The sequence below is a fragment of the Marinitoga lauensis genome, from assembly GCF_004135675.1.
Lineage (GTDB): Bacteria > Thermotogota > Thermotogae > Petrotogales > Petrotogaceae > Marinitoga > Marinitoga lauensis.
Genome location: NZ_QHLX01000002.1, coordinates 19,208 through 38,885, shown reverse-complemented (window position 1 = coordinate 38,885; position 19,678 = coordinate 19,208). Strand labels below are relative to the sequence as shown.

At 26.4% G+C, this 19,678-nt stretch carries 22 protein-coding genes, 1 tRNA gene and 2 pseudogenes; 10 read left to right on the top strand and 15 right to left on the bottom strand.

Annotated features, from left to right (window positions below; all coding sequences use genetic code 11):
• Positions 1–2 precede the first annotated feature (2 nt).
• From DJ007_RS03080 to DJ007_RS03040, 10 genes and pseudogenes are all read left to right on the top strand, one after another.
• Complete coding sequence (locus DJ007_RS03080) at positions 3–815, top strand: ABC transporter permease (protein ID WP_129408288.1); 813 nt, start codon at positions 3–5, stop codon at positions 813–815.
• Positions 816–826: 11 nt separating this feature from the next.
• Positions 827–1,549, top strand: a complete 723-nt coding sequence (locus DJ007_RS03075; RefSeq protein ID WP_129408287.1) for an ABC transporter ATP-binding protein — start codon at positions 827–829, stop codon at positions 1,547–1,549.
• Between the two features lie 243 nt (positions 1,550–1,792).
• A pseudogene (locus DJ007_RS19860) lies at positions 1,793–3,328 on the top strand (ATP-binding protein).
• Between the two features lie 45 nt (positions 3,329–3,373).
• Positions 3,374–3,970: an anthranilate synthase component II gene (locus tag DJ007_RS03065; protein WP_129408286.1), complete on the top strand. Its 597-nt coding sequence runs from the start codon at positions 3,374–3,376 to the stop codon at positions 3,968–3,970.
• Positions 3,963–4,919, top strand: coding sequence for an anthranilate synthase component I family protein (locus DJ007_RS03060; RefSeq protein ID WP_206076054.1), 957 nt, complete (start codon positions 3,963–3,965; stop codon positions 4,917–4,919). The genes DJ007_RS03065 and DJ007_RS03060 overlap by 8 nt, the downstream gene beginning before the upstream one ends.
• A gap of 2 nt (positions 4,920–4,921) precedes the next feature.
• Positions 4,922–5,314: a chorismate-binding protein gene (locus tag DJ007_RS15370; protein WP_206076053.1), complete on the top strand. Its 393-nt coding sequence runs from the start codon at positions 4,922–4,924 to the stop codon at positions 5,312–5,314.
• Positions 5,311–6,087 (top strand): aminotransferase class IV, encoded by a 777-nt coding sequence (locus DJ007_RS03055; RefSeq protein WP_129408285.1) that lies wholly within the window; start codon positions 5,311–5,313, stop codon positions 6,085–6,087. The genes DJ007_RS15370 and DJ007_RS03055 overlap by 4 nt, the downstream gene beginning before the upstream one ends.
• Before the next feature lie 82 nt (positions 6,088–6,169).
• Positions 6,170–7,032: pseudogene (locus DJ007_RS17000) on the top strand (nucleoside hydrolase).
• A 329-nt stretch (positions 7,033–7,361) separates the two neighbouring features.
• Entirely contained in the window at positions 7,362–7,544 is a 183-nt protein-coding gene (locus DJ007_RS03045; protein ID WP_129408284.1) for a hypothetical protein, read from the top strand.
• A gap of 129 nt (positions 7,545–7,673) precedes the next feature.
• Positions 7,674–8,450: an energy-coupling factor transporter transmembrane component T family protein gene (locus DJ007_RS03040; protein WP_240739232.1), complete on the top strand. Its 777-nt coding sequence runs from the start codon at positions 7,674–7,676 to the stop codon at positions 8,448–8,450.
• A 144-nt stretch (positions 8,451–8,594) separates the two neighbouring features.
• Here DJ007_RS03040 and DJ007_RS03035 read toward each other — a convergent pair whose 3' ends face one another.
• The 15 genes from DJ007_RS03035 to DJ007_RS02975 all read right to left on the bottom strand — a co-directional run bounded on the left by DJ007_RS03035 (position 8,595) and on the right by DJ007_RS02975 (position 19,678).
• On the bottom strand, positions 8,595–9,155 hold the full coding sequence (locus DJ007_RS03035; RefSeq protein WP_129408283.1) for a hypothetical protein: 561 nt from the start codon (positions 9,153–9,155) through the stop codon (positions 8,595–8,597).
• A gap of 13 nt (positions 9,156–9,168) precedes the next feature.
• Complete coding sequence (locus DJ007_RS03030; RefSeq protein ID WP_129408282.1) at positions 9,169–10,776, bottom strand: fibronectin type III domain-containing protein; 1,608 nt, start codon at positions 10,774–10,776, stop codon at positions 9,169–9,171.
• A 546-nt stretch (positions 10,777–11,322) separates the two neighbouring features.
• Positions 11,323–12,405 carry a hypothetical protein gene (locus tag DJ007_RS03025; protein WP_129408281.1) on the bottom strand — a complete coding sequence of 361 codons (1,083 nt, stop codon included), beginning with the start codon at positions 12,403–12,405 and terminating at the stop codon, positions 11,323–11,325.
• Between the two features lie 22 nt (positions 12,406–12,427).
• Positions 12,428–14,197, bottom strand: coding sequence for a tetratricopeptide repeat protein (locus tag DJ007_RS03020; RefSeq protein ID WP_129408280.1), 1,770 nt, complete (start codon positions 14,195–14,197; stop codon positions 12,428–12,430).
• Positions 14,197–14,463 carry an EscU/YscU/HrcU family type III secretion system export apparatus switch protein gene (locus tag DJ007_RS03015; RefSeq protein ID WP_129408279.1) on the bottom strand — a complete coding sequence of 89 codons (267 nt, stop codon included), beginning with the start codon at positions 14,461–14,463 and terminating at the stop codon, positions 14,197–14,199. Before DJ007_RS03015 ends, DJ007_RS03020 begins: the two co-directional genes overlap by 1 nt.
• A complete protein-coding gene (locus DJ007_RS03010) occupies positions 14,456–14,755 on the bottom strand; it encodes a hypothetical protein (protein WP_129408278.1) in 300 nt (99 codons plus the stop codon). Before DJ007_RS03010 ends, DJ007_RS03015 begins: the two co-directional genes overlap by 8 nt.
• 320 nt (positions 14,756–15,075) lie before the next feature.
• Positions 15,076–15,609, bottom strand: coding sequence for a hypothetical protein (locus tag DJ007_RS03005; protein WP_129408277.1), 534 nt, complete (start codon positions 15,607–15,609; stop codon positions 15,076–15,078).
• Between the two features lie 123 nt (positions 15,610–15,732).
• Positions 15,733–16,119, bottom strand: a complete 387-nt coding sequence (locus tag DJ007_RS16995; protein WP_240739231.1) for a hypothetical protein — start codon at positions 16,117–16,119, stop codon at positions 15,733–15,735.
• A gap of 37 nt (positions 16,120–16,156) precedes the next feature.
• Entirely contained in the window at positions 16,157–16,225 is a 69-nt protein-coding gene (locus DJ007_RS16990) for a GTPase (protein WP_240739280.1), read from the bottom strand.
• A 134-nt stretch (positions 16,226–16,359) separates the two neighbouring features.
• Positions 16,360–16,554 (bottom strand): putative GTPase, encoded by a 195-nt coding sequence (locus DJ007_RS16985; protein ID WP_240739230.1) that lies wholly within the window; start codon positions 16,552–16,554, stop codon positions 16,360–16,362.
• A gap of 108 nt (positions 16,555–16,662) precedes the next feature.
• Positions 16,663–16,736 (bottom strand) — tRNA-Arg (locus DJ007_RS02995).
• A 93-nt stretch (positions 16,737–16,829) separates the two neighbouring features.
• Positions 16,830–17,621, bottom strand: a complete 792-nt coding sequence (rsmA, locus tag DJ007_RS02990) for a 16S rRNA (adenine(1518)-N(6)/adenine(1519)-N(6))-dimethyltransferase RsmA (RefSeq protein ID WP_129408276.1) — start codon at positions 17,619–17,621, stop codon at positions 16,830–16,832.
• Between the two features lie 282 nt (positions 17,622–17,903).
• Complete coding sequence (locus DJ007_RS02985) at positions 17,904–18,761, bottom strand: AI-2E family transporter (RefSeq protein WP_129408275.1); 858 nt, start codon at positions 18,759–18,761, stop codon at positions 17,904–17,906.
• Positions 18,762–19,436 (bottom strand): Holliday junction resolvase RuvX, encoded by a 675-nt coding sequence (gene ruvX, locus DJ007_RS02980; protein WP_129408274.1) that lies wholly within the window; start codon positions 19,434–19,436, stop codon positions 18,762–18,764.
• The gene (locus DJ007_RS02975; protein WP_129408273.1) at positions 19,433–19,678 is read right to left on the bottom strand and encodes a hypothetical protein; all 246 of its coding nucleotides are present in this window, start codon (positions 19,676–19,678) and stop codon (positions 19,433–19,435) included. The genes ruvX and DJ007_RS02975 overlap by 4 nt, the downstream gene beginning before the upstream one ends.

Genomic DNA, 19,678 nt, shown 5'->3' with positions numbered 1-19,678 from the left:
AAATGAAAAAGTTATGGAAATTTATAAATTATATAACAAGAGACATATTAATATGGAAAAGTTATAAAACACAGGCAGTGTTGGGAATACTCAGTGGATTTCTGGGATTATTACAATTTGGATTCATGGGAAGGTTTATAGCTCAGGATAATTACTTTCCCATGATTGAACAATATGGTGGAAACATACTTGCATATTTCATATCAGGAAGTGTATTCATGAGTTATACTACTCTCTCCTTAACAACATTCAAGAGTGTAATAAGACAGGAGCAGGTAATGGGAACAATAGAATATCTGCTTCTGTCTGAAACGCCATTATGGGAAGTGTTTATATACACCATATTTTCAAAATTGGTATTTACAATATTAAACACAGGAATAGTCTTTATATTTTTAATATATACATTTGATGTGGAAATAAAAATGAATATAATAGCTTCAATAATATTACTGATAATAACAATGATAAGTTTAAGTGGAATAGGGTTATTAAGTGCCGGATTTATAGTAATAACCAAAAAAGGGGATCCAATAAGCTGGATATATTCATTTCTAACAGGAATGTTTTCGGGAATATATTATCCTGTAGAAATATTACCAAAATGGTTAAGAGGAATATCCTATATACTACCAACAACATATGCAATGGATGGATTGAGAAAAACACTTATAAAAGGATATAGTTTATATCAGATAAAAGAAGATATAATAATATTAATAATAATGACAATAATAATATTACCAATAGGAATATACTGGTTTAAAAATAGTTTTGATAAAGCCAGGAAATATGGCACAATATCGCAATATTAGGAAGTGAAAAAATGGAAACAATAATAGAAATAAAAAATCTGACAAAAATATACAAAAATGGAATAAAAGCATTAAAAAACATAAATCTTACAATAAACAGAGGAGAAAAAATAACAATATTTGGTCCTAACGGAGCAGGAAAAACAACATTAATAAAAACAATAGGAATGTTTATAATACCCGATGAAGGAGAAATAAAAATAAAGGAATATGACATAAAAAAAGAAGTAAAACAAATAAAAAAATTAATATCAATAGCAACATCAAATGAAAGGTCATTTTACTACAGATTGAGTTTAGAAGAAAATCTAAACTTCTTTGGAATGTTAAATAACCTAACAGGAAAAGAATTAAAAAAGAAAGTGGAAAAAGGATTAAAAGAGATGGGACTATACGAAAACAGAAAGATTAAATATATGGAAGCATCAACAGGAATGAAGAGGAGATTAAATTTAGCAAGAGCATTAATAAAAGAAGCGGAAATATATTTATTGGATGAACCGACAAATGGAGTGGATATAGAAACAAAGATAAAGATATATGAAATAATGGAAGAATTATCCAAAAATGGAAAAACGATAATATTGGCGAGTCATGATGTTAGTGAAATAGAAAAAACGGATAGAATAGTGGTATTAAAAAAAGGAGAAATAATAACAGACAGAAAAACAGGAGAATTACTGGAAAAAACAACAAGAAAGAATGAAGAGCGGTTACTGGAATTAATAAAATAAGGCGAATGCCTATGCGTCACTTCGCGAAGCCAAACTCTTCGCTATGCGAAGAGTTTATGAAAAATATTTTAATAATAAAATTCTTTAAAGCTAAAACATTTCGCTATGCGAAGAGTTTTTGCAAAGCGGAAACACTTCACAACGTGAAGGGTTTTAGGAATAATTGTTTTAATAATAAAAAAACTTAAACATTTCGCTAAGCGAAAAGTTCTGGTATAATTATGACAGTAGGAGGTGGAAACAATGAAAAAATTACCCATTGGAGTACAGGATTATAAAAAGATAATAGAAGGAAATTATGTATATGTGGATAAAACGAAATATATATATGACCTGATAAGTTCAGAAGTGCCAATATTTTTATCCCGTCCAAGAAGATTTAGAAAGAGCTTAACAGTATCAACATTATATTATATATTCAAAGGAGAAAAAGAATTATTCAAAGATACTTATATATATGACAAATGGGAATTTAAAGAATATCCGATAATAAAACTCGATATGTCTGATAACATGCTAACAACATATGAAGATTTTATAGAATCGTTAAATGAAACAATGGAAAAATTATATAAAAGTGAAGATATAACCCTATAAAAAATAACCTTCCTACACAATTTGGAAATTTAATAGAAGAATTAAATAAAAAATATAAAGAAAGAGTGGTAATATTAATAGACGAATATGAAGCACCAATATTAGAACATCTAAACAACAAAAAGAAGCAGAAAAAGTAAGAAGATTTCTAAGGGAGTTTTATAAAAAAATAAAAACAAAAGATGAATACATAAAGTTCGTATTCATAACCGGAATAACGAAATTCACAAAAACAGGAGTATTCTCTGCATTAAATAATTTAAACGATATATCATTAAACAAAAAATACTCACAGATGTTAGGATATACACAGGAAGAATTAGAATTTTATTTCAAAGACCATATAAAAGAAACATCAGAAGAAATGGGAATAAGTGAAGAAGAATTATTAAAAGGATTAAAAGAGTATTATAATGGATTTTCATTTGATGGAGAACATTATGTATATAATCCATTTTCAATATTAAAATTTTTTGAAGAAAAGAAATTTCAAAATTACTGGTTTGAAAGTGGATCTCCATCATTCCTATATGAATACATAAAAAACAGAAAGATAACCTATGAAGATTTAGTAAAAGAAACAGTAAGTGCAATGGATTTCTCAACAAGAGAAATAGAAGATGCAAATGCAAACATATTTTTTACACAGGCAGGATATTTAACCTTCAAAGGAATAAAAAAATTAGGATTAAAAGAGAAATATATACTTGATTATCCAAACATAGAAGTAAAAAGCAGTTTCTCAAGATTAATATTAGAAGCGAACTATGGATTAAAAGGATTAGATGAAGCAGAAAATATAATATATGAAAAAATATATGACAATGATATAGAAAGATTAATAGAAGAAATAAAAAAGTAATAAGTTCAATACCGTATAATCTACATGAAAAAGAAGAAAGATATTATCACTCATTAATATTTGCAATACTGGCAATAGCCGGATTAAATGTAAGAGCAGAAGAAATGACAAATATTGGGAGAAGTGATGTAGTATTGGAATTCAATGAAAGGGTATATATATTCGAAGCAAAACTGGACAAAAGTGCAGAAGAGGCGATAAAACAGATAAAAGAGAAGAAATACTATGAAAAATACAGAGGAAAAGAAATATATCTCATAGGAATAAACATAAGTTCAGAAAAAAGAAATATAGAAGAATATATAATAGAAAAGTTATAGTCCCAGCAGCTGCTGGGAATTTTTAAAAATAATTGAGGTGATGCAATGATTTTGATGATTGATAATTACGACTCTTTTACTTATAATCTGGTGCATTACTTAAATATGTTAAATGAAGAGGTTAAGGTATTTAGAAATGATAAAATAACTTTAAATGAAATAGAAGCTTTAAATCCAGATATGATAGTAATTTCTCCTGGACCAAAAACTCCAGATGATGCAGGAATATCCTTAGAAATAATAAAAAAATTTAAAGAAAAAATACCAATTTTTGGAGTATGTTTAGGACATCAAACCATTGCTCAAAGTTTTGGAGCAAAAATAATAAAGGCTAAAGAACCTATTCATGGAAAGGTTTCTGTTATAAGGCATTTTTCAAAAGGTGTATTTAAAGGATTAAAAAATCCATTAAAGGTTACCCGATATCATTCTTTAATCGTATCAAAAGAAGATCTTCCAGAAGAACTAGAAATTACAGCAGAAACATTGGATGGAGAAATCATGGCAATTAAACATAAATATTATTCCATAGAAAGCGTTCAATTTCATCCTGAAGCGGTTTTAACCGAACATGGATTGGATATGTTGAAAAATTTCCTTGAATATGCGAAAGGCATTAAAGGAAGGGATAAAAATGGTTGAAAAAATAAATACTGAATTAAATTTATTGGATATATTTTACTCATTACCAAGTAAAAAAAATGTAGTTTTTTTAGATAGTCAAAAAGATAAAGAAAGGTTAGGAAAATGTTCTTTTTTAGGAATAGATCCTTTTTTAATATTTAAAGTAAAAAATAATAAAGTAATAATAGAAAAAGGGACAGATAAAATAGAATATCATTCTCATAACCCTTTTGTGGATTTAAAAAAGTTATTAAAAAAATATCAAATAGAAAATAATACAGAATTACCCTTTATTGGTGGAGCAATGGGGTATATAGGATATGATAGCAATAAATACCTTGAAGAAATTAAATTAAATTCTATTGACGATGTTGATATATATGATATGTATTTTGGTTTTTATGATAGTATTATTATATATGATCATATTAAAAAGCAACTCTATTTAACCAGTCTAAATGAGAATAAACATCATGAAATGAAAAAAATTATAAAAAATTCAAAGAATTTTATATATAAAGAAAAAAACAATATAGTTGATATAGATATAAAGTTCAATATGGAAAAAGAATATTATTTAAAATCCATAAAAAGAATAAAAGATTATATATATGAAGGAGATGTTTACCAGATAAATTTTACCCAAAGAATAGAAACAGAATTAATAAAATCATCAGAAGAATTATTTTATGATTTAAGACATATAAATCCTGCTCCTTTTGCCGCATATATAGATACTGGTGAATTTCAAATTGTTTCCAGTTCTCCAGAAAGGTTTATAAAGTTAAAAGATAATATGGTGGAGACAAGACCTATAAAAGGAACAAGGCCAAAAACAGATAATGTTGAGAACAATGAAAAAAATAAAAGAGAATTAATAAATAGCACTAAAGATAAGGCGGAATTATTAATGATTGTTGATTTAGAAAGAAATGATATATCAAAAGTATGTGTTCCGGGAGTGTAAAGGTGCCTGAATTATTTGTTTTAGAGGAATATGCAACAGTATATCATTTAGTATCTACAGTAGTTGGGGAATTACAGGAAGAAAAAGATGCAATTGATTTAATAATGGCGACATTTCCTGGTGGTTCAATAACAGGAGCACCAAAAATTAGAGCTATGGAGATTATTGATGAACTGGAACCTACACAAAGGAATGTATATACTGGTTCAATTGGATACATAGGATTTGATAACTCAATGGATTTAAATATTGTTATTAGAACAGTTGTATGTAAGAATAATAAAGCCTATGCTCAATTTGGTGGTGGGATAGTTTGGGATTCTAATCCAGAATTGGAATATCAAGAATCGCTGGTTAAAGGAAAAGCGTTAATAGAAGGGTTGAAAATGGAATGATATATTATAATGGGAAGTATTTTAAAAAGGAAATTCCATTTAAAATAAATGAAGGATTGATGTATGGTCAGGGTGTGTTTGAGACATTAAAAGTAATAAATGGTTATGTAGAATTTTTTGATTTACACTATGAAAGGCTTTTGGAAGGTTGTAGGATTTTAAACATAATCTGTGATATTTCAAAAAAAGAAATATTTAAAGAGGCAAAATATCTGATAAAAATAAATAAAATAACAAATGGAAGTTTAAAAATAAATGTTTTAAAAAATAAAAATAAAGCGGATATTATAATCACTACAAACGATAAAATATACACAGAAAAAATGAAGAAAACAGGATATGAAGTAATATTTGCAGAAAGTACAAAATTTAGCCAAAACCCGTTGAATTATATAAAGTCGAATAATTATGTTATTAATATTATAGAATTAAATAGAGCATTAAACCTAAAGAAGAATGAGTCAATATTTTTAAATGAAAGAAATGAAATAACAGAAGGAAGTATATCTAATATTTTTTTTGTGAAAGACAGTAAGATATATACTCCTAAAATAGAATGTGGCCTTTTAAATGGAATTATAAGAAAAATTCTTATTTCTAAATTAAATGTAAAAGAAGATATAATAAAAAGAAAAGATATAAAAGATTTTGATTATGCCTTTTTAACCAATTCTCTAATGAGAGTTATGCCAATAAAGAGATTTGAAGAGATTAAGTATGAATTTGATTATGAATACATTAAATGGATTGAAAAAAAGATAGAACCAAAGTAAAATTTTAAATATAGAGGAGTGGTAAGATGAAAAGAAAAGTGATTCTTGATTGTGATCCAGGACATGATGATGCTGTAGCAATATTATTAGCGGGATAGCAGAGGAAATCGATTTATTAGGAATTATTGCAGTAGCAGGGAATTCGTATTTAAAAAACACATCACGAAATGCATTAATTTTATCGGAAATGGCAAAATTAGATATTCCTGTTTTTGCAGGTTCTGAAAAGCCATTATTAAGAGAGCAAATAGTGGCTCCTAATATTCATGGTGAGAGTGGTCTGGAAGGTGCAAATTTACCAGAACCAACAAAAAAATTAGAAAATAAGAATTATCTGGAATTTATAGCTGAAAATGTATATAGTAACCCAAATGAAATAACTTTAGTAGCTGTTGGACCGTTAACAAATATTGCAAAATTTACATTAAATTATCCAGATTTAGTACCTTTGGTAAAAGAATTGGTTATTATGGGTGGGGTATAAAGTTTGGGAATACTACACCTCGAGCAGAATTTAATATTTATGCGGATCCTGAGGCAGCACAAATAGTATTTAATGCTGGATTTAACTTAACGGTATTTCCTCTTGATGTTACACATCAAGCTAAAATATATATGGATGAAATAAAAGAAATGCAGAATATGAAATCAGAAATTGTATCCAAAATGGGAAAATTATTAGAATTTTTTCATCAAACATATTATGATATTTTTAAGATAAAAGGTGCTCCGCTACATGATCCATGTACTATAGCCTATTTAATAAAACCGGATATTTTTGAATTTGAAGAATATTATGCTCAGGTTGAAACAAAAGGTGAATTAACTTATGGTGAAACGGTTGTGGATTATTGGCATTTAAAGGAACCCAATTCAAAATGGGCTTTAAAGGTGGATAGAGAAAAATTTATAGAGCTTTTATTTGAAAATTTAAAGAAATATTAACTAAAACACAAAATAAAATGATTCATAAGGATAAAATTAAAAAATAATACATCTCCCATCCGTGTTCGGCTTCACTCAATTTTGCATCCATGCAAAATTGGCCGGTTCCATTCACATTTTTTCGGAAAAATTCAAGGGGTCATCACATTATTTTTTTATTTTATCCAATTATCAATCTATATAGTTTATCAGATGAGGAATATTATTTAGATTGTTTTATTTTAAATTATTATTGACTTTTTTGAAAATAAATGGTAAAATTTAAATGAAGTAAAAAGTTGCTTTCGGGATAAAATTATTTTTTTCACAAATATAAAAGGGGGAATTTTATGAGTGTTTTAAAGGAATTATTAGAAAGAAAGAAGATTTTAGAAAGGGAGAAGGAGTCAATAAAAAAATATATGGGACCTTATGAACATGATAAAAATCTTGATGAAGAGTGGGAAAGAATAAATAAAGAACTCGAAGAAATTGAGAAAAAATTAGATGAATTAAAAGCCAAAGAGAATTAATGGAGCGTTAAGCTCCATTTTTTATTATATAGGTTGTCAAAATTTAATATAAATAAAAAGAATATAGTAAAAAAATGTAGTAAAATAATAATGCATTTGTTTTTATATAAATTTATTGGGTGGTGTAATATGTTTGCAGAAAATATAGCCATAGGAAGATATGTAGAAAAAAAATCGTTAATGCATTCATTGGATCCAAGGGCAAAATTGATAGGACTCTTTTTTCTTGCAGGTTTTGCTTTTACAATAAATAGTTTTTATGATGTTGCTTTAATGTCTGCGTATACATTTATTTTAATGCTATTATCTCAAGTTGGTTTGAGAATGTACATTAAATCAATAAAATCAATGTGGATGCTTATTTTATTTGCATTTGTTGTTCAATTGTTTAATTATGAAGGTGATATTCTTTATCAATTTTGGTTTATAAAGATTACTGACACTGGTTTATCTAATGCTGGAATAATAACTTTTAGATTATTTTTTGCTATTATGCTGTCTTCTGTATTGACTTTAACAACATCACCAACATCGCTTTCGAATGCTATGGAAGATGTATTAATATGGTTTAGAGTGAAAAGATCTTTTGCTCATGAATTATCTATGGTTATGACTATTGCTATCAGGTTTATTCCTGTTATGGCAAGTGAAGCAGAAAGAATATTTAAAGCACAGATGAGTAGAGGTGCAAGTTTTGATTCCAGAAAAATATCTGGTAGATTAAAAGGATTAGTAGCTATAATTATACCTTTGTTAGTTTCTGCGCTTAGAAGAGCAGAAGAATTGAGTATCGCTATGGAAGCAAGATGTTATAACGGGTGGAAGGAAGAACAAGATATAAACAATTTAATTGGAGATTTCGAGATACAATATTCTTTTTATCTTTTATTTCGTTGGGAATTATAATGATATTAATATGAGAAAATTTGCATGGTGGATGTTAATTGTAGATAAAGTACAGAGACCTTAAATAGTACCCTGGTCAACTTAACTGACCAGGGGTATTTTAAATTGTTTCTATTAAAAATTTTGAAATCAAAAGAATTTCATTTATTTAGCGTCTTTAAAGTTGGTTTTAATATAGTCTTCCGTAGTTTGAATAATTATAATATCCCTTGAATTTGGTTTTTCGTATTGTGAAACACCGTACAAGAAAATTTTATTGTTTTGTATATTAATAGAGGTAAACACCGTATCCTGATTTTCTATTTGAAAGGTTTTTGCCCAGAGAAGATTTCCGTTAAAATCAAATTTGGTTATTATACCTTTTCTGATTAAACTATCTTTTTTTCTAAACCAGCCAACAGCATAAAAAGAATTTTTGAATATAACTGCTTTAATTAAATTTACATCATTGGTAAAAGGAATTATTTTTTCAAAAATCTTAAACCCGTTGTTATCAATTTTTGCCAGAAATGGTTGTAATGTATCTCTAAAAGATGTTCCAAGTATTATATATTCATTTTTTGATATTTTTATTATGTCAGAAGCAAAATCATCTTTCGATGTTCCAGCAGTCAAATCCCACAATTTTTGACCCAGTTCATTCGTTTTTATAATATAATAGTCATATCCACCCTCACCGAATGATTTTGTACTACCGAGTAACAAGAACGAATACTTATCAATTCTTTTTAATGTGGCTCCATTTCAAGCTCATATCCACCAAATTCCCGGACCATATTCTATAACCTTTTGGATTATATTTAGCAAATTGAATATTGGTTCCTTTATTGTCTGTTCCAATTGTTCCAATTAAATAAATATATTCATCATCATTATCGAAGTAAACATCATTAATAGTATCTCTTTTAGAACTTCCAGTTGTTATTTCCCAGCTAATTTTTCCATCGTTAGAAAGAGAATATAATAACATATCTCCTCTTATATCTTTTTCCGAGGAAAATCCTCCAATTATAACTGTTCCATCATCCGTTAAGCTAATAGATGTTCCATATTTATCCTGATGGTTGCCAAAGTCCCAGGCTTTTAAATTCAGAAATTTAGTTGAAATATTGCTATATAGAAGTTTTAAAATATTCTTTTTTTGAGTTACAGTATAGCCGGTAAAATAAATTAAATTATCTTTAATTTTAGAATCTAAAATCAATTGATTTCCGCTTAATTTTATTCTTTTTAAGACAAAATTCAGATCATCAGTAGAAAATGTTGCCCATTTGCTTTGAGTCATTTTCCCTTTGTCTTTTGCTATAATTTTCCATATATATTTAGTATTTGGCTCAAGAGATAAGAGTATTTTATTATTTGATATATTGCTTATTTTTTTATTTTTTATTAAACCACTGCTTATTTCTTTTAATTCTATTTCATATGTAACAGTAGTGCTTTCATATTCAGGTAATACCCATTCAAGAGAAACATTAAAGGCTTGAATTTTTTCACCATATTTTGGATTTATAATAAGAGGAGTTGGTAAAGAAGTTAATGTGTTTTCTGCGTTGTTTTCTGTTTCAGGTGTTATATCTGAATTTAACGATAAATTTAAATCTCTATATTTATCTTTCTGAATAATATCTCTGTCATATATTTCGACAATTTTATAGTATTTACTATCAAATAATGAGAATATTATAGTATTATAATTAGTAATAGCAATGTTTGAAATGATATTATCATTTTGAAATTCATGTTTCCATATTAGATTCCCTTTACTATCAATAGCATAAATTTTTTTTCCTACTAAAATTATTTTATTTTTAAAGAAAAGGATAGTTTTGTAATTAAATTTTATATCCAATTTCTTTTTATCATGAGTTAGAATATCATAAATTATTAACTCGTTATTTTTTTCTATATATATTTTATTCTCATTTAAGAAAGCATTTTTTATGTTATCTTCAATCTTAATCATTTGATTATTATATGAAAGTAAATATAAAATATCATCTATTTTTAATATCATAAATCTGCTATTTGAATCAATTATATCAGCTTTAATTTTATATTCTTTTAGTTTTTTTCCGGAGTAATCGATAATAATTATTTTATTTTCTAAATTAACTATAAAGGCATTTTTAAAGGTATAAATATTTTTAATTTTTTCATTGAAATTTAGATTTAGTGCTTTATTAAATTGTGTATTGTCAAATTTATATATATCTATGATATTTTGTGAATATAATAGAACATTATCGTTAGATAATTTTAAATTAGTATAATTTTCTTCAAAGGTAATTGTTTTTATAAATTTGCCAGCGTTTATATCATACAATGAAATTTTATTTTCTTGAAGTAAGAATATAAAATTTTTATTTATATAAAATTTTGAGAAATTGTTTGTTATAGTATAAATTAAATCTTTTCTTTTATTATAGGCTTCAATGGTATTAGGATATATATTAAAAATTAAATCTTTATAATACAGGACTTTTTCGCTGTTTTTAATATAAGATACCCATATTAATTCTCCATCAGAAAAATTTCGTGTTTTAAAAGACCATAGAGGGCTTTCATATTTTTTATTTCCATCTTTTACAACAATTTTCCAGTAGTAAGTAGTTGAAGGTTTTAATATTTTTATTGGAAAAATGTTAGTTGGTACATCAGCACTATATAAAGGGGAGTTTTAGACTCCCTAAATATAGATCATAGGTTAATTTTTTATTTTGTTGATTGGCCACCTGCCATTTTAAAATAAGGGTTGTTGGAGATATATTTTGTTGATTGTTTTGTGGATATATACTTAAAAATTCAATATTTGAAAATCCAAATACTGAGAATGAAAAAAATAGTAAAATCCAGAGTTTTTTGATATGTATCACCACGCTTTTACAATTTTAAATGATTTATTTGGTGAATTTGGATTTGATATTACAATTTTAAATCCTCTACTAACAATATTTCCTGCTCTATCTTCACTTTGTATTTCAATAATAGAATCTGAAGATAGTTCAATTTTATCATTTTTAATATAAGCTTTTTTTACGTATGAATAATTTTTAAATTCATTTATGGTTAATTTAGTAGATTCTAAAGAATCAATGTATAATCCACTTTCTGAAGTTTTATCAACATTGTTAACGAGTAATTTAATATTTTTAATTTCTACATCATCGGTTATTTTTGCAATTACAGTTAAATTAGTTGAAGCGGTTGAGTATTTATTAGGTTCGATTATAGTTATTTCTGGAGCATCTCCGCCAATTCTAATGTTTTTTTCATAAGTAACTGTATTTGAAGCCCTATCAGTAGCAGAAATATATAAAGTTAGTGAATCTCCGATTGGGTAATCATAAGCATTAAATACATCGGTTGTAATGGTAGCTTCTTTATCGTGTATTCCATCTTTTATTGATTGTGAAGCAGTTATATAATAAATCATATTATCATTATTTGATAGACTTAAATTATAATCACTTAAATCTTCATAACCAGCAACATCGACATCTTTTAAGTAAGCTTGAATGGAAAAAGTACCTTCTACGGTGTCATATATACTTTCTGAAGGTATAAGTTTTATTGTAGGTTTTCTTCCAATTTTTAGTTCCTTTTTTAAAGACGTTTTATTACCGATATTGTCTTCTGCAGTAATTAAAATATTTAATCTTTCTCCGTCAGGTATATTATTTATTTCATAAGGGTTTAATGAACTAACCTCAATTTCATTTTCGCTAATTCTGTCAAATTTTAATGCACTAATTACCTGATTGTCAATGGAAATTTCCCAGTTTTTCAGGTAGACATCATCTGAAATTTTGAATTTTAAATTAAAACTGTCATTGATGAGGTCAGAGGTTGGTTCAATTAATTGAATTACAGGTTTTTTGTCTTCTTTCAAAGTGCATCCAACAAAGGAAAAAAGAATGATAAGACTTATTAGTAAATATACCAGTTTTTTCATATGAAATCCTCCCCGGAATATATTATTTTAATATTTTTATCAATTCATCCAGTTGCTTTGCCCAAAGTAATATTTTTTTAATTTTTTCATCTTCAAAGTTTGAGTTTAAAATTTCATTTAAAGCAGGTTGTATATGCATATATGAAAGAATTATCATTATTATGTCTTCTAGATTTGTTAAATTATATTCTAATAATTCATCAAAATCAATTAAATTAAGTTCATAATCTGAAATGAATCTGGCTAATTCAAAGTTAAGATCCTTCATTTCTTCAATAATGTCATTGACAAATATATCCAGAGAACTAAAATTTCCAAATACCCTATCCTGATAATATCTTAATAAAAATCTTGAGATTAAGAGCCCCTTACCATCTTTCCATATATATTTTGCCAGTAATGTTGAAACTCTTTCGGATAAGCCATAATCTATACCACTTAATAAATAAGCATTTAATAATAATTCAATGCCATCAATATCTTCGTTTTTATCATCTTTTACAAGATTAAGTATCTCTATATTATTTTTCTTTAAATTTCGATATAATCCTAATTTATCAATATCTCCATATTCATTAAATGAATCAATTAATGCTTCAGTATAATTTTTATTTGCACAGTTTTCAAGATAATCAATGTAACTATCAATATGCTCTATGATTAGTGGCATATTTCCATATATTCCATAATTATATAATTCAAAGGATATTTTTTTTGCCAGATCTATGTCATCATTTGATAATAATGAAAACATATAAAATGTTTTTGCTGAAATTTCAAATTCTGTATTTTTTAACAAATTGTAGTATTTTTCTGTTTCTTTAATATCTCCAATAATTGCAGCGAGCTTTACCAGCAATAACAATATTAATTCTTTATTTTTGTCAGAGGATATTTCCAGCGCTTTTTTGGCAGTATCAAAAGCTTTTATATATTCACCAATATTTCTATAAGATATAGCTAACTCATGAAGTATAAAATCTTCTTCATGAATTCTAGCAGCTTTTTCCAGACGTTTTGTAGCTTCAATATGTCTTCCTAATTTTGCGTATGTAAATGCAATATTATATAATAATTCATAATTTTCAGGGTCTTTTGCAAGGCCTTTTTCTTGAATTTGCAAGGCATCTTCAAATCTTTGAAGTTGGTTAAACAATATGCCAAGTCTTACATAAGCTGCAGAAAAATTAGGATCTTTTTTCAATATATCATTTAATTCTTCAATTGCTTCTGAAAATAATCCATTTTCAATATATATATCAGCTATTTTTAAGTGTGGAATTACAAATTCAGGATTTAATTCAAGTGCATTTTTATATGCTTCAATTGCTTCTTCATATATCTTTCTATCAAACATTAAATTTCCTAATTCAAAATGTCCAAGGTAAAAATTGGGATTTTTTAATATAGATTCTTTTAATTCAAGTTCTGCCAATTCGTCTTGATTGCTTTTTTTTAATAATAAAGCTCTATAAAAATTAAATCTGTAATCTTCACCACCTATTTTTTTTGCTTTATTTAAATATAGGTTTGCGTTTTCAAAATCATCTTTATTCAAAGCATTTTTAAATGCTTCATAATAGAAATAAACAAGATAACTTTTATAATAATCATCTTTTGAAACTTCATATTGTGCTTCTAATCCTCTTAAAATAACATCAAGAGGTAATTTGTTTTTATCGGTAATTTTTTTCATATCATCAACCAAAACAGGCATTTTTATAGGTAAATTATATAATTTTGCGTATTCAGGCTTTAAATCAAGGTATACAATAGCATATTTTAGTCCCATTATTTTTCTTCCTCCTTTTTCTCATTGAGTTGCATAACATATGCGATTATTTTAGCGACAATAAAATACATATCTTCAGGTATTTCTGAAGGTATATCAAGCGAATATAGTTCGTTTACTGTTTTTGTGTTTTTTAATACAGGAATATTATTTTCTTTAGCAATTTCAATAATTTTTTCAGCAATTGCTCCAACACCTTTAGCAATTATAGTTGGAACTTCATCTTTAAATTCCTCATATTTTATTGCTACAACCTTTTTATCCATATAATCCCTTCTTGTTTAGTTCAAGTTTTTTTTCTAAAGAATTTATTTGTAAACCATCAATGTTTATTCCATCTTTTTGTATATTGTCAATTAGTTCATTAATATTTCGTTTGAAAATTTCAATATTGTTCTCGATAAAAAAGTTTAAAGAAACGTTATTTTCCTTTTTATAAATAACACTGTTGGTTAAACCGAATTTTTTCGATAAGAATGAAAAAGCAATCCTTTTAATTTTTTTCTGGTTATTTCCTTTATATTCTATTTCGTCTTCGATATTTAAAAAAAGAGGCATTCCAAATATTTGAAAAAAAATAAAATTTGGTTCCTGGATAGTTTCAAATTGAGAAAAAGTTTTATAGGCATTTATTGCTTTATGTAGAAACTGACTTTTTGCTGATTTTTCTATATCTGTATCTGGATTTTTAATCGTTTTATCTTCAATCTTATTTTTAGATTTTTCGTTTTTTTCAGTAATTTCTTTTTCTTTATTTGAAACATCTGACTTATTATTGGATTTATGGAATCTGTTTTTTTTTGAAATATTTTTATTTGTATTATGAAATAAAACTTTTTCTTTAATCGGATTGTTTTTATTATTTTTAATCTTATTATTTAATATTTTTTTGTTTTTGATTCATCTGTATTTTTGTCTGCAATTTTATTATTACTGTTATTACTATTAATTATTTTATTTATGATTTTTGCACTATTTTCAGGGTCAGGTATTTTTAAGGTTTTGTTTTCTATAATGCTTTTTGATATTTCTCTTATAAATATTTTAATGAAATTATTTATACTCTTTTCCGGGTAAATATTAGTATTATTCACAGATATAGTTGATTTTTCAGTATTTGCATATTTTAAATTCTTAATAAATTTTCCAAGCCATGAAATAAAATTTTTTATTTGTGGGTTTCTAATATTTCCATTTAATTTCAATTCGACGCTATCATTTAACAACTGAAATTTAATGATATTTTCCTTTTCAGTATTTCCAGTAATTTCTAATAATTCTTTTGCCTGAGTTATATTCGGATTTTCGCTTTTTTCATCAATAATATTAATATAATCACCGATTTTTAAATTTTTAGATAATGAGCCTTTTGGGTTTTCTATAATTATTCTTTTGTGTTTATCTATTTTCAATTGGACAATATCATCATCTATTGCCTCAATTAAGGCAATTAGAGTTTTTATATTTTTTGTTTTTATTAAATCTTTTAAAATACCAATATTAAAAAGATTAATACCGTTTAAAATAATATAACCTCACTTTAAGACATCATAATCTTCAGGGTAATCATATACTACTTTACCATATTTTCCATCAGCCAATTCTTTTAAGAAGGTGCTCATAGCTCTTTCTATATCATAATTATTTCCTGAAGTAATAAAATTTCTTCTTTTAGCGAATAATCCTAAAAATTCAGTATAATCTTCCGGGATATTTTCTGATTTTAATGCGTTTTTAATTATTTCTGGATATTTTTCTTTAAAAAAGTTGAAACCATATTCTATGGCGAATTCTTTTTCATCTTCTTCTGGTTTTAAAGAGCCAATTAAGATTAATTTATATAAAATCTTTTTGTTATATATTTCACTGTATAGAATACCGGTGTATCCAGCAGCATAAATTGGTTGTTTACGCTTATCCATTGAAGCCCTCTTGTAACGCCGGGAGTATTCCCGACTCTTAAAGCTTTTTTCCTTTTATACTATTAATTAAGGTTGATTTTCCAACATTCGGTATACCAGCAACCATTACTCTTAATTCACTGAATTTTTTTGGGAATGATTTATAAACAACCTTTGTTAAGAAACTCCTGATACTTACATTTTTTAGTGAAGTTTTTAAAACCTTATATCCTTTATCTCTATAGTATTTTTCCCAGAATTTTAAATTTTTTCATCAGCAATATCTATTTTGTTAAAAAGTATAATTCTCTCTTTATTCTTAAATAGATCTTCATATTCATATGCTCTGCTTGCATATGGCGCTCTGGCATCTACCAATTCCAGAATTCCCTGGACTGTTTTTAAATATGTTTTTATTTTCCCTTTGGCTTTTTTTATATGACCTGGATACCACATTATTCTCACCTCATTGTTTTTTACGGTTAATTTAAAAATATCAAATATCCTGTTTATAAATTTTTAAATTCTTAATAACAAAAAATCCGGGAAGTTCCGGATTAATAATGGTGCCCCAGGAGGAATCGAACCTCCATTTGCGGATTAGGAATCCGCCGTTCTATCCGTTGAACTATGAGGGCGAGTTTGACTTTTTTTTAGACTATGAATATTTTAACAAAAAAATGAGTAAAATCAATAAAGAAAATATAAATAGAAAATTAAAAACAGAATATTTATTTTGTATAAGCAAAGATTTCTATAAATTTTTCAATAGATATATTTTCTGGACGAGTTTTTGGGTCAATATTACATTTTTTTAATACATCTTCTGTTTTATCCCCAAAAAGGCTTTTTAAATTATTTTTTATCGTTTTTCTTCTTTGAGAAAAGGCTATATGTACAAATTTAAAAAAATTATTTTTATCGATGTCTGGTATATTATGTTTAGGAGTTAATTTTATAACCACAGAATCTACTTTTGGATTTGGAATAAACGCATGTGGAGGGACAGTTATCAATTTTTCAACATTGCAGAAAAACTGGACAAATATGCTTAAAGGACTATAATTTTTTCCAGACTTTGCAAGCATTCTCTCTCCATATTCTTTTTGAACCATTAATGTAGCTAATTGGAAATCGGGTGTTTCTAAAAAAATTTTTTCTAAAATTGGTGATGTAATATAATAAGGAATATTTGCTACGTATTTTGGTTTGTTGAATTTAGATAAATCAGCTTTCAAAAAATCAATAAATTGAATGTTTATATTAGCATAATTTTGAAATCTTTCCTTTAATAAAGGCTTTAATCTTAAATCTATTTCAAAAGCAAAAATTTTTGCACCTGTTTTTGCCAGAGCTTCAGTTAAAGTTCCTGCACCAGGTCCAATCTCAATTACAGTATCATCATTGGTAATTCCCGCTTTTTGAACAATTTTATTTGCGTAATCCAGGGTTGCCAGAAAATTTTGCCCGAGACTTTTCTTTAAATATATATTATATTTTTTTAGCCAATCACCTGTTTTCATTTGAATCTCCCTTCAGTTGACAAAATAGAAAAAATGTTGTATAATAACAAAAAAATCAAATAATAGCAATTAAAAGTAAATAACTACCAATATCAAGCGAAGACAACTCTTTTTGAAATTCCCCTGTTTAACCCTTAGCAGCCTTATAGGCTGCTTTTTTATTTATACATTTTTTAAATATTGAATTATATACATTCCCATAGATTTTTAAGTATTATTAAAAGGGTATTGTTATTAAAACGCCTACTACACCAAATGTTTGACCGAAAATGAACATTGAAATTAAAATAAGGAACCAATTAAGATTAACTTTTCCCCGGAAATTCTTGGAGATAGAATCCACGTTTCAATTTGGTTGGCTGTAATTAAAATAATTAAAGCTTTTATTATTCCGATTAATTCAAAATTTGTAAATCCAAGAAGAATAAGTGGAAATGCAGTTATGAATACACCAAGATAAGGAATAAAATCGGTAATTCCAGCAAGTATTCCTAAAAAAATTGCATACGGAAATCCAAGAATTAATGCCATAAACCATGTGATTAAACCTACAAATAAAGCTGTTATTATTTGACCAGAAACGAATTTTCTTAAATCGCTATAAGTTTTTAATAAAAACTTTTTTGTATATTTTATTTCTGAATTTGGAAAAAATTTATCAATGGACAGCCACAATCTTTTGCTAGCAATGGCCATGTAACCTGATGCAACTATTAATAATAACGCAACTGTAATATAATTTGAAATATTTGAAGCCAGATATCTGGCCAGTTGTATGATTAAATCATTTAAGTATTTACCTGCTGTGTCAAGCAATGTGTTTACAACCTCCCCGGTTTTTCCAGGGATTGAATTAAAATTTATACCTTTAAGTACTTCAAAAGCCTTTGTACTTTCTTCAATAGTTATAGGAATTAGACTATAAAAAGCATAAACAATTGCGCCATAAAAAAGAAGAGCAGCCAATGGTGCTGTTATTTTTCTTGATATTTTTATTTTTTCAAGGTATGAAGCAATTACATCTATCAATATAGTAAAAAACAAAGCAATAACCAAACTTCCTACTATAGTAGGAAATATTTTTAATAAAATTAAAAATATGATTAAATATGAAATAATAAACCAGAAGGATTTAGACATTCAATCACCCATTATTAAAAATTCTTTAAATTTTATATTAGAATTGTTTAATGCAGCACTTCCCGTTAATAAAACATCATATTCGTTGTTCAGGTCATCAATAAGCGTTGTGGATTTTTTATTTCTCTTAAAATACCACCAAAAAACATAAGGGTCTTTTGCTAAAATATCAGCTTTGTTATATATATTACTGTTTTTTATGATAATATCGTTTATTAGAATTGAATTATATTCAATGTTTTCAATTTTATAAATAGGGCGTTTTTCTAATTTGATTCCTTGATTTGAATTATCCAGATATCGTTGTAAAATGAATAAAGCGCTGTTTTGATCCTTTGCTTTTTTTGCCTTTTTAGCATTTAAAAAATTTTTTGTCATAGTATAGCTTTGTTGAGTAGTTAAACGTTCATCAATAAGAAAAATATCTGTTTTAAAATTTTCTATTAATTTTATACAAAAATCAATGGTTTCAAATGTTTGTTTGGAATATCTACCAGACATTGAGATTGGTAAACCTACTATGAAGATATCTTCTTTTTTGTATATGTTGTTTTTTAATACTGTCAATAGCTTATTTGTATTAAAAGTTCCTTTTACCGTGGCAATTTTTAAAATCGAATCACTAATGGCAATACCTGTTTTGCTTAAGCCATAGTCGATACCTATGTATTTCAAAACTTCAACATCTCCTCGATGATGTCAGGATTTGCTTTTTCTATTTTGTATCTAACTTCCATATCATTTAATATTTTTTTGGTTTTTTCTTCATCATCTTCAGATATTGCTATTATTGGAAATCCACCAAGAGGGAAAAATTTTGAAAAAATTTTATTTTTTCTTAATTTGTCCAGAACCTTTACCAGGTATTTTTGTTCCAATTTTATATACAGGTTTAAATCTTTTGTTGTTTTTTTCAT

What these genes read in the sequence shown, in the direction of transcription:
- DJ007_RS03025 (WP_129408281.1), bottom strand. Translation starts at nt 12,405, where the DNA reads ATGAAAAAACTGGTATATTTACTAATAAGTCTTATCATTCTTTTTTCC.
- DJ007_RS03020 (WP_129408280.1), bottom strand. Translation starts at nt 14,197, where the DNA reads ATGGGACTAAAATATGCTATTGTATACCTTGATTTAAAGCCTGAATAC.
- DJ007_RS03065 (WP_129408286.1), top strand. Translation starts at nt 3,374, where the DNA reads ATGATTTTGATGATTGATAATTACGACTCTTTTACTTATAATCTGGTG.
- DJ007_RS03055 (WP_129408285.1), top strand. Translation starts at nt 5,311, where the DNA reads ATGATATATTATAATGGGAAGTATTTTAAAAAGGAAATTCCATTTAAA.
- DJ007_RS03015 (WP_129408279.1), bottom strand. Translation starts at nt 14,463, where the DNA reads ATGGATAAAAAGGTTGTAGCAATAAAATATGAGGAATTTAAAGATGAA.
- rsmA (WP_129408276.1), bottom strand. Translation starts at nt 17,621, where the DNA reads ATGAAAACAGGTGATTGGCTAAAAAAATATAATATATATTTAAAGAAA.
- DJ007_RS03080 (WP_129408288.1), top strand. Translation starts at nt 3, where the DNA reads ATGAAAAAGTTATGGAAATTTATAAATTATATAACAAGAGACATATTA.
- DJ007_RS03040 (WP_240739232.1), top strand. Translation starts at nt 7,674, where the DNA reads ATGTTTGCAGAAAATATAGCCATAGGAAGATATGTAGAAAAAAAATCG.
- DJ007_RS16985 (WP_240739230.1), bottom strand. Translation starts at nt 16,554, where the DNA reads ATGTGGTATCCAGGTCATATAAAAAAAGCCAAAGGGAAAATAAAAACA.
- DJ007_RS16995 (WP_240739231.1), bottom strand. Translation starts at nt 16,119, where the DNA reads ATGGATAAGCGTAAACAACCAATTTATGCTGCTGGATACACCGGTATT.
- DJ007_RS03075 (WP_129408287.1), top strand. Translation starts at nt 827, where the DNA reads ATGGAAACAATAATAGAAATAAAAAATCTGACAAAAATATACAAAAAT.
- DJ007_RS02975 (WP_129408273.1), bottom strand. Translation starts at nt 19,678, where the DNA reads ATGAAAAAAACAACAAAAGATTTAAACCTGTATATAAAATTGGAACAA.
- DJ007_RS02985 (WP_129408275.1), bottom strand. Translation starts at nt 18,761, where the DNA reads ATGTCTAAATCCTTCTGGTTTATTATTTCATATTTAATCATATTTTTA.
- DJ007_RS03045 (WP_129408284.1), top strand. Translation starts at nt 7,362, where the DNA reads ATGAGTGTTTTAAAGGAATTATTAGAAAGAAAGAAGATTTTAGAAAGG.
- DJ007_RS03010 (WP_129408278.1), bottom strand. Translation starts at nt 14,755, where the DNA reads ATGCCTCTTTTTTTAAATATCGAAGACGAAATAGAATATAAAGGAAAT.
- DJ007_RS03060 (WP_206076054.1), top strand. Translation starts at nt 3,963, where the DNA reads ATGGTTGAAAAAATAAATACTGAATTAAATTTATTGGATATATTTTAC.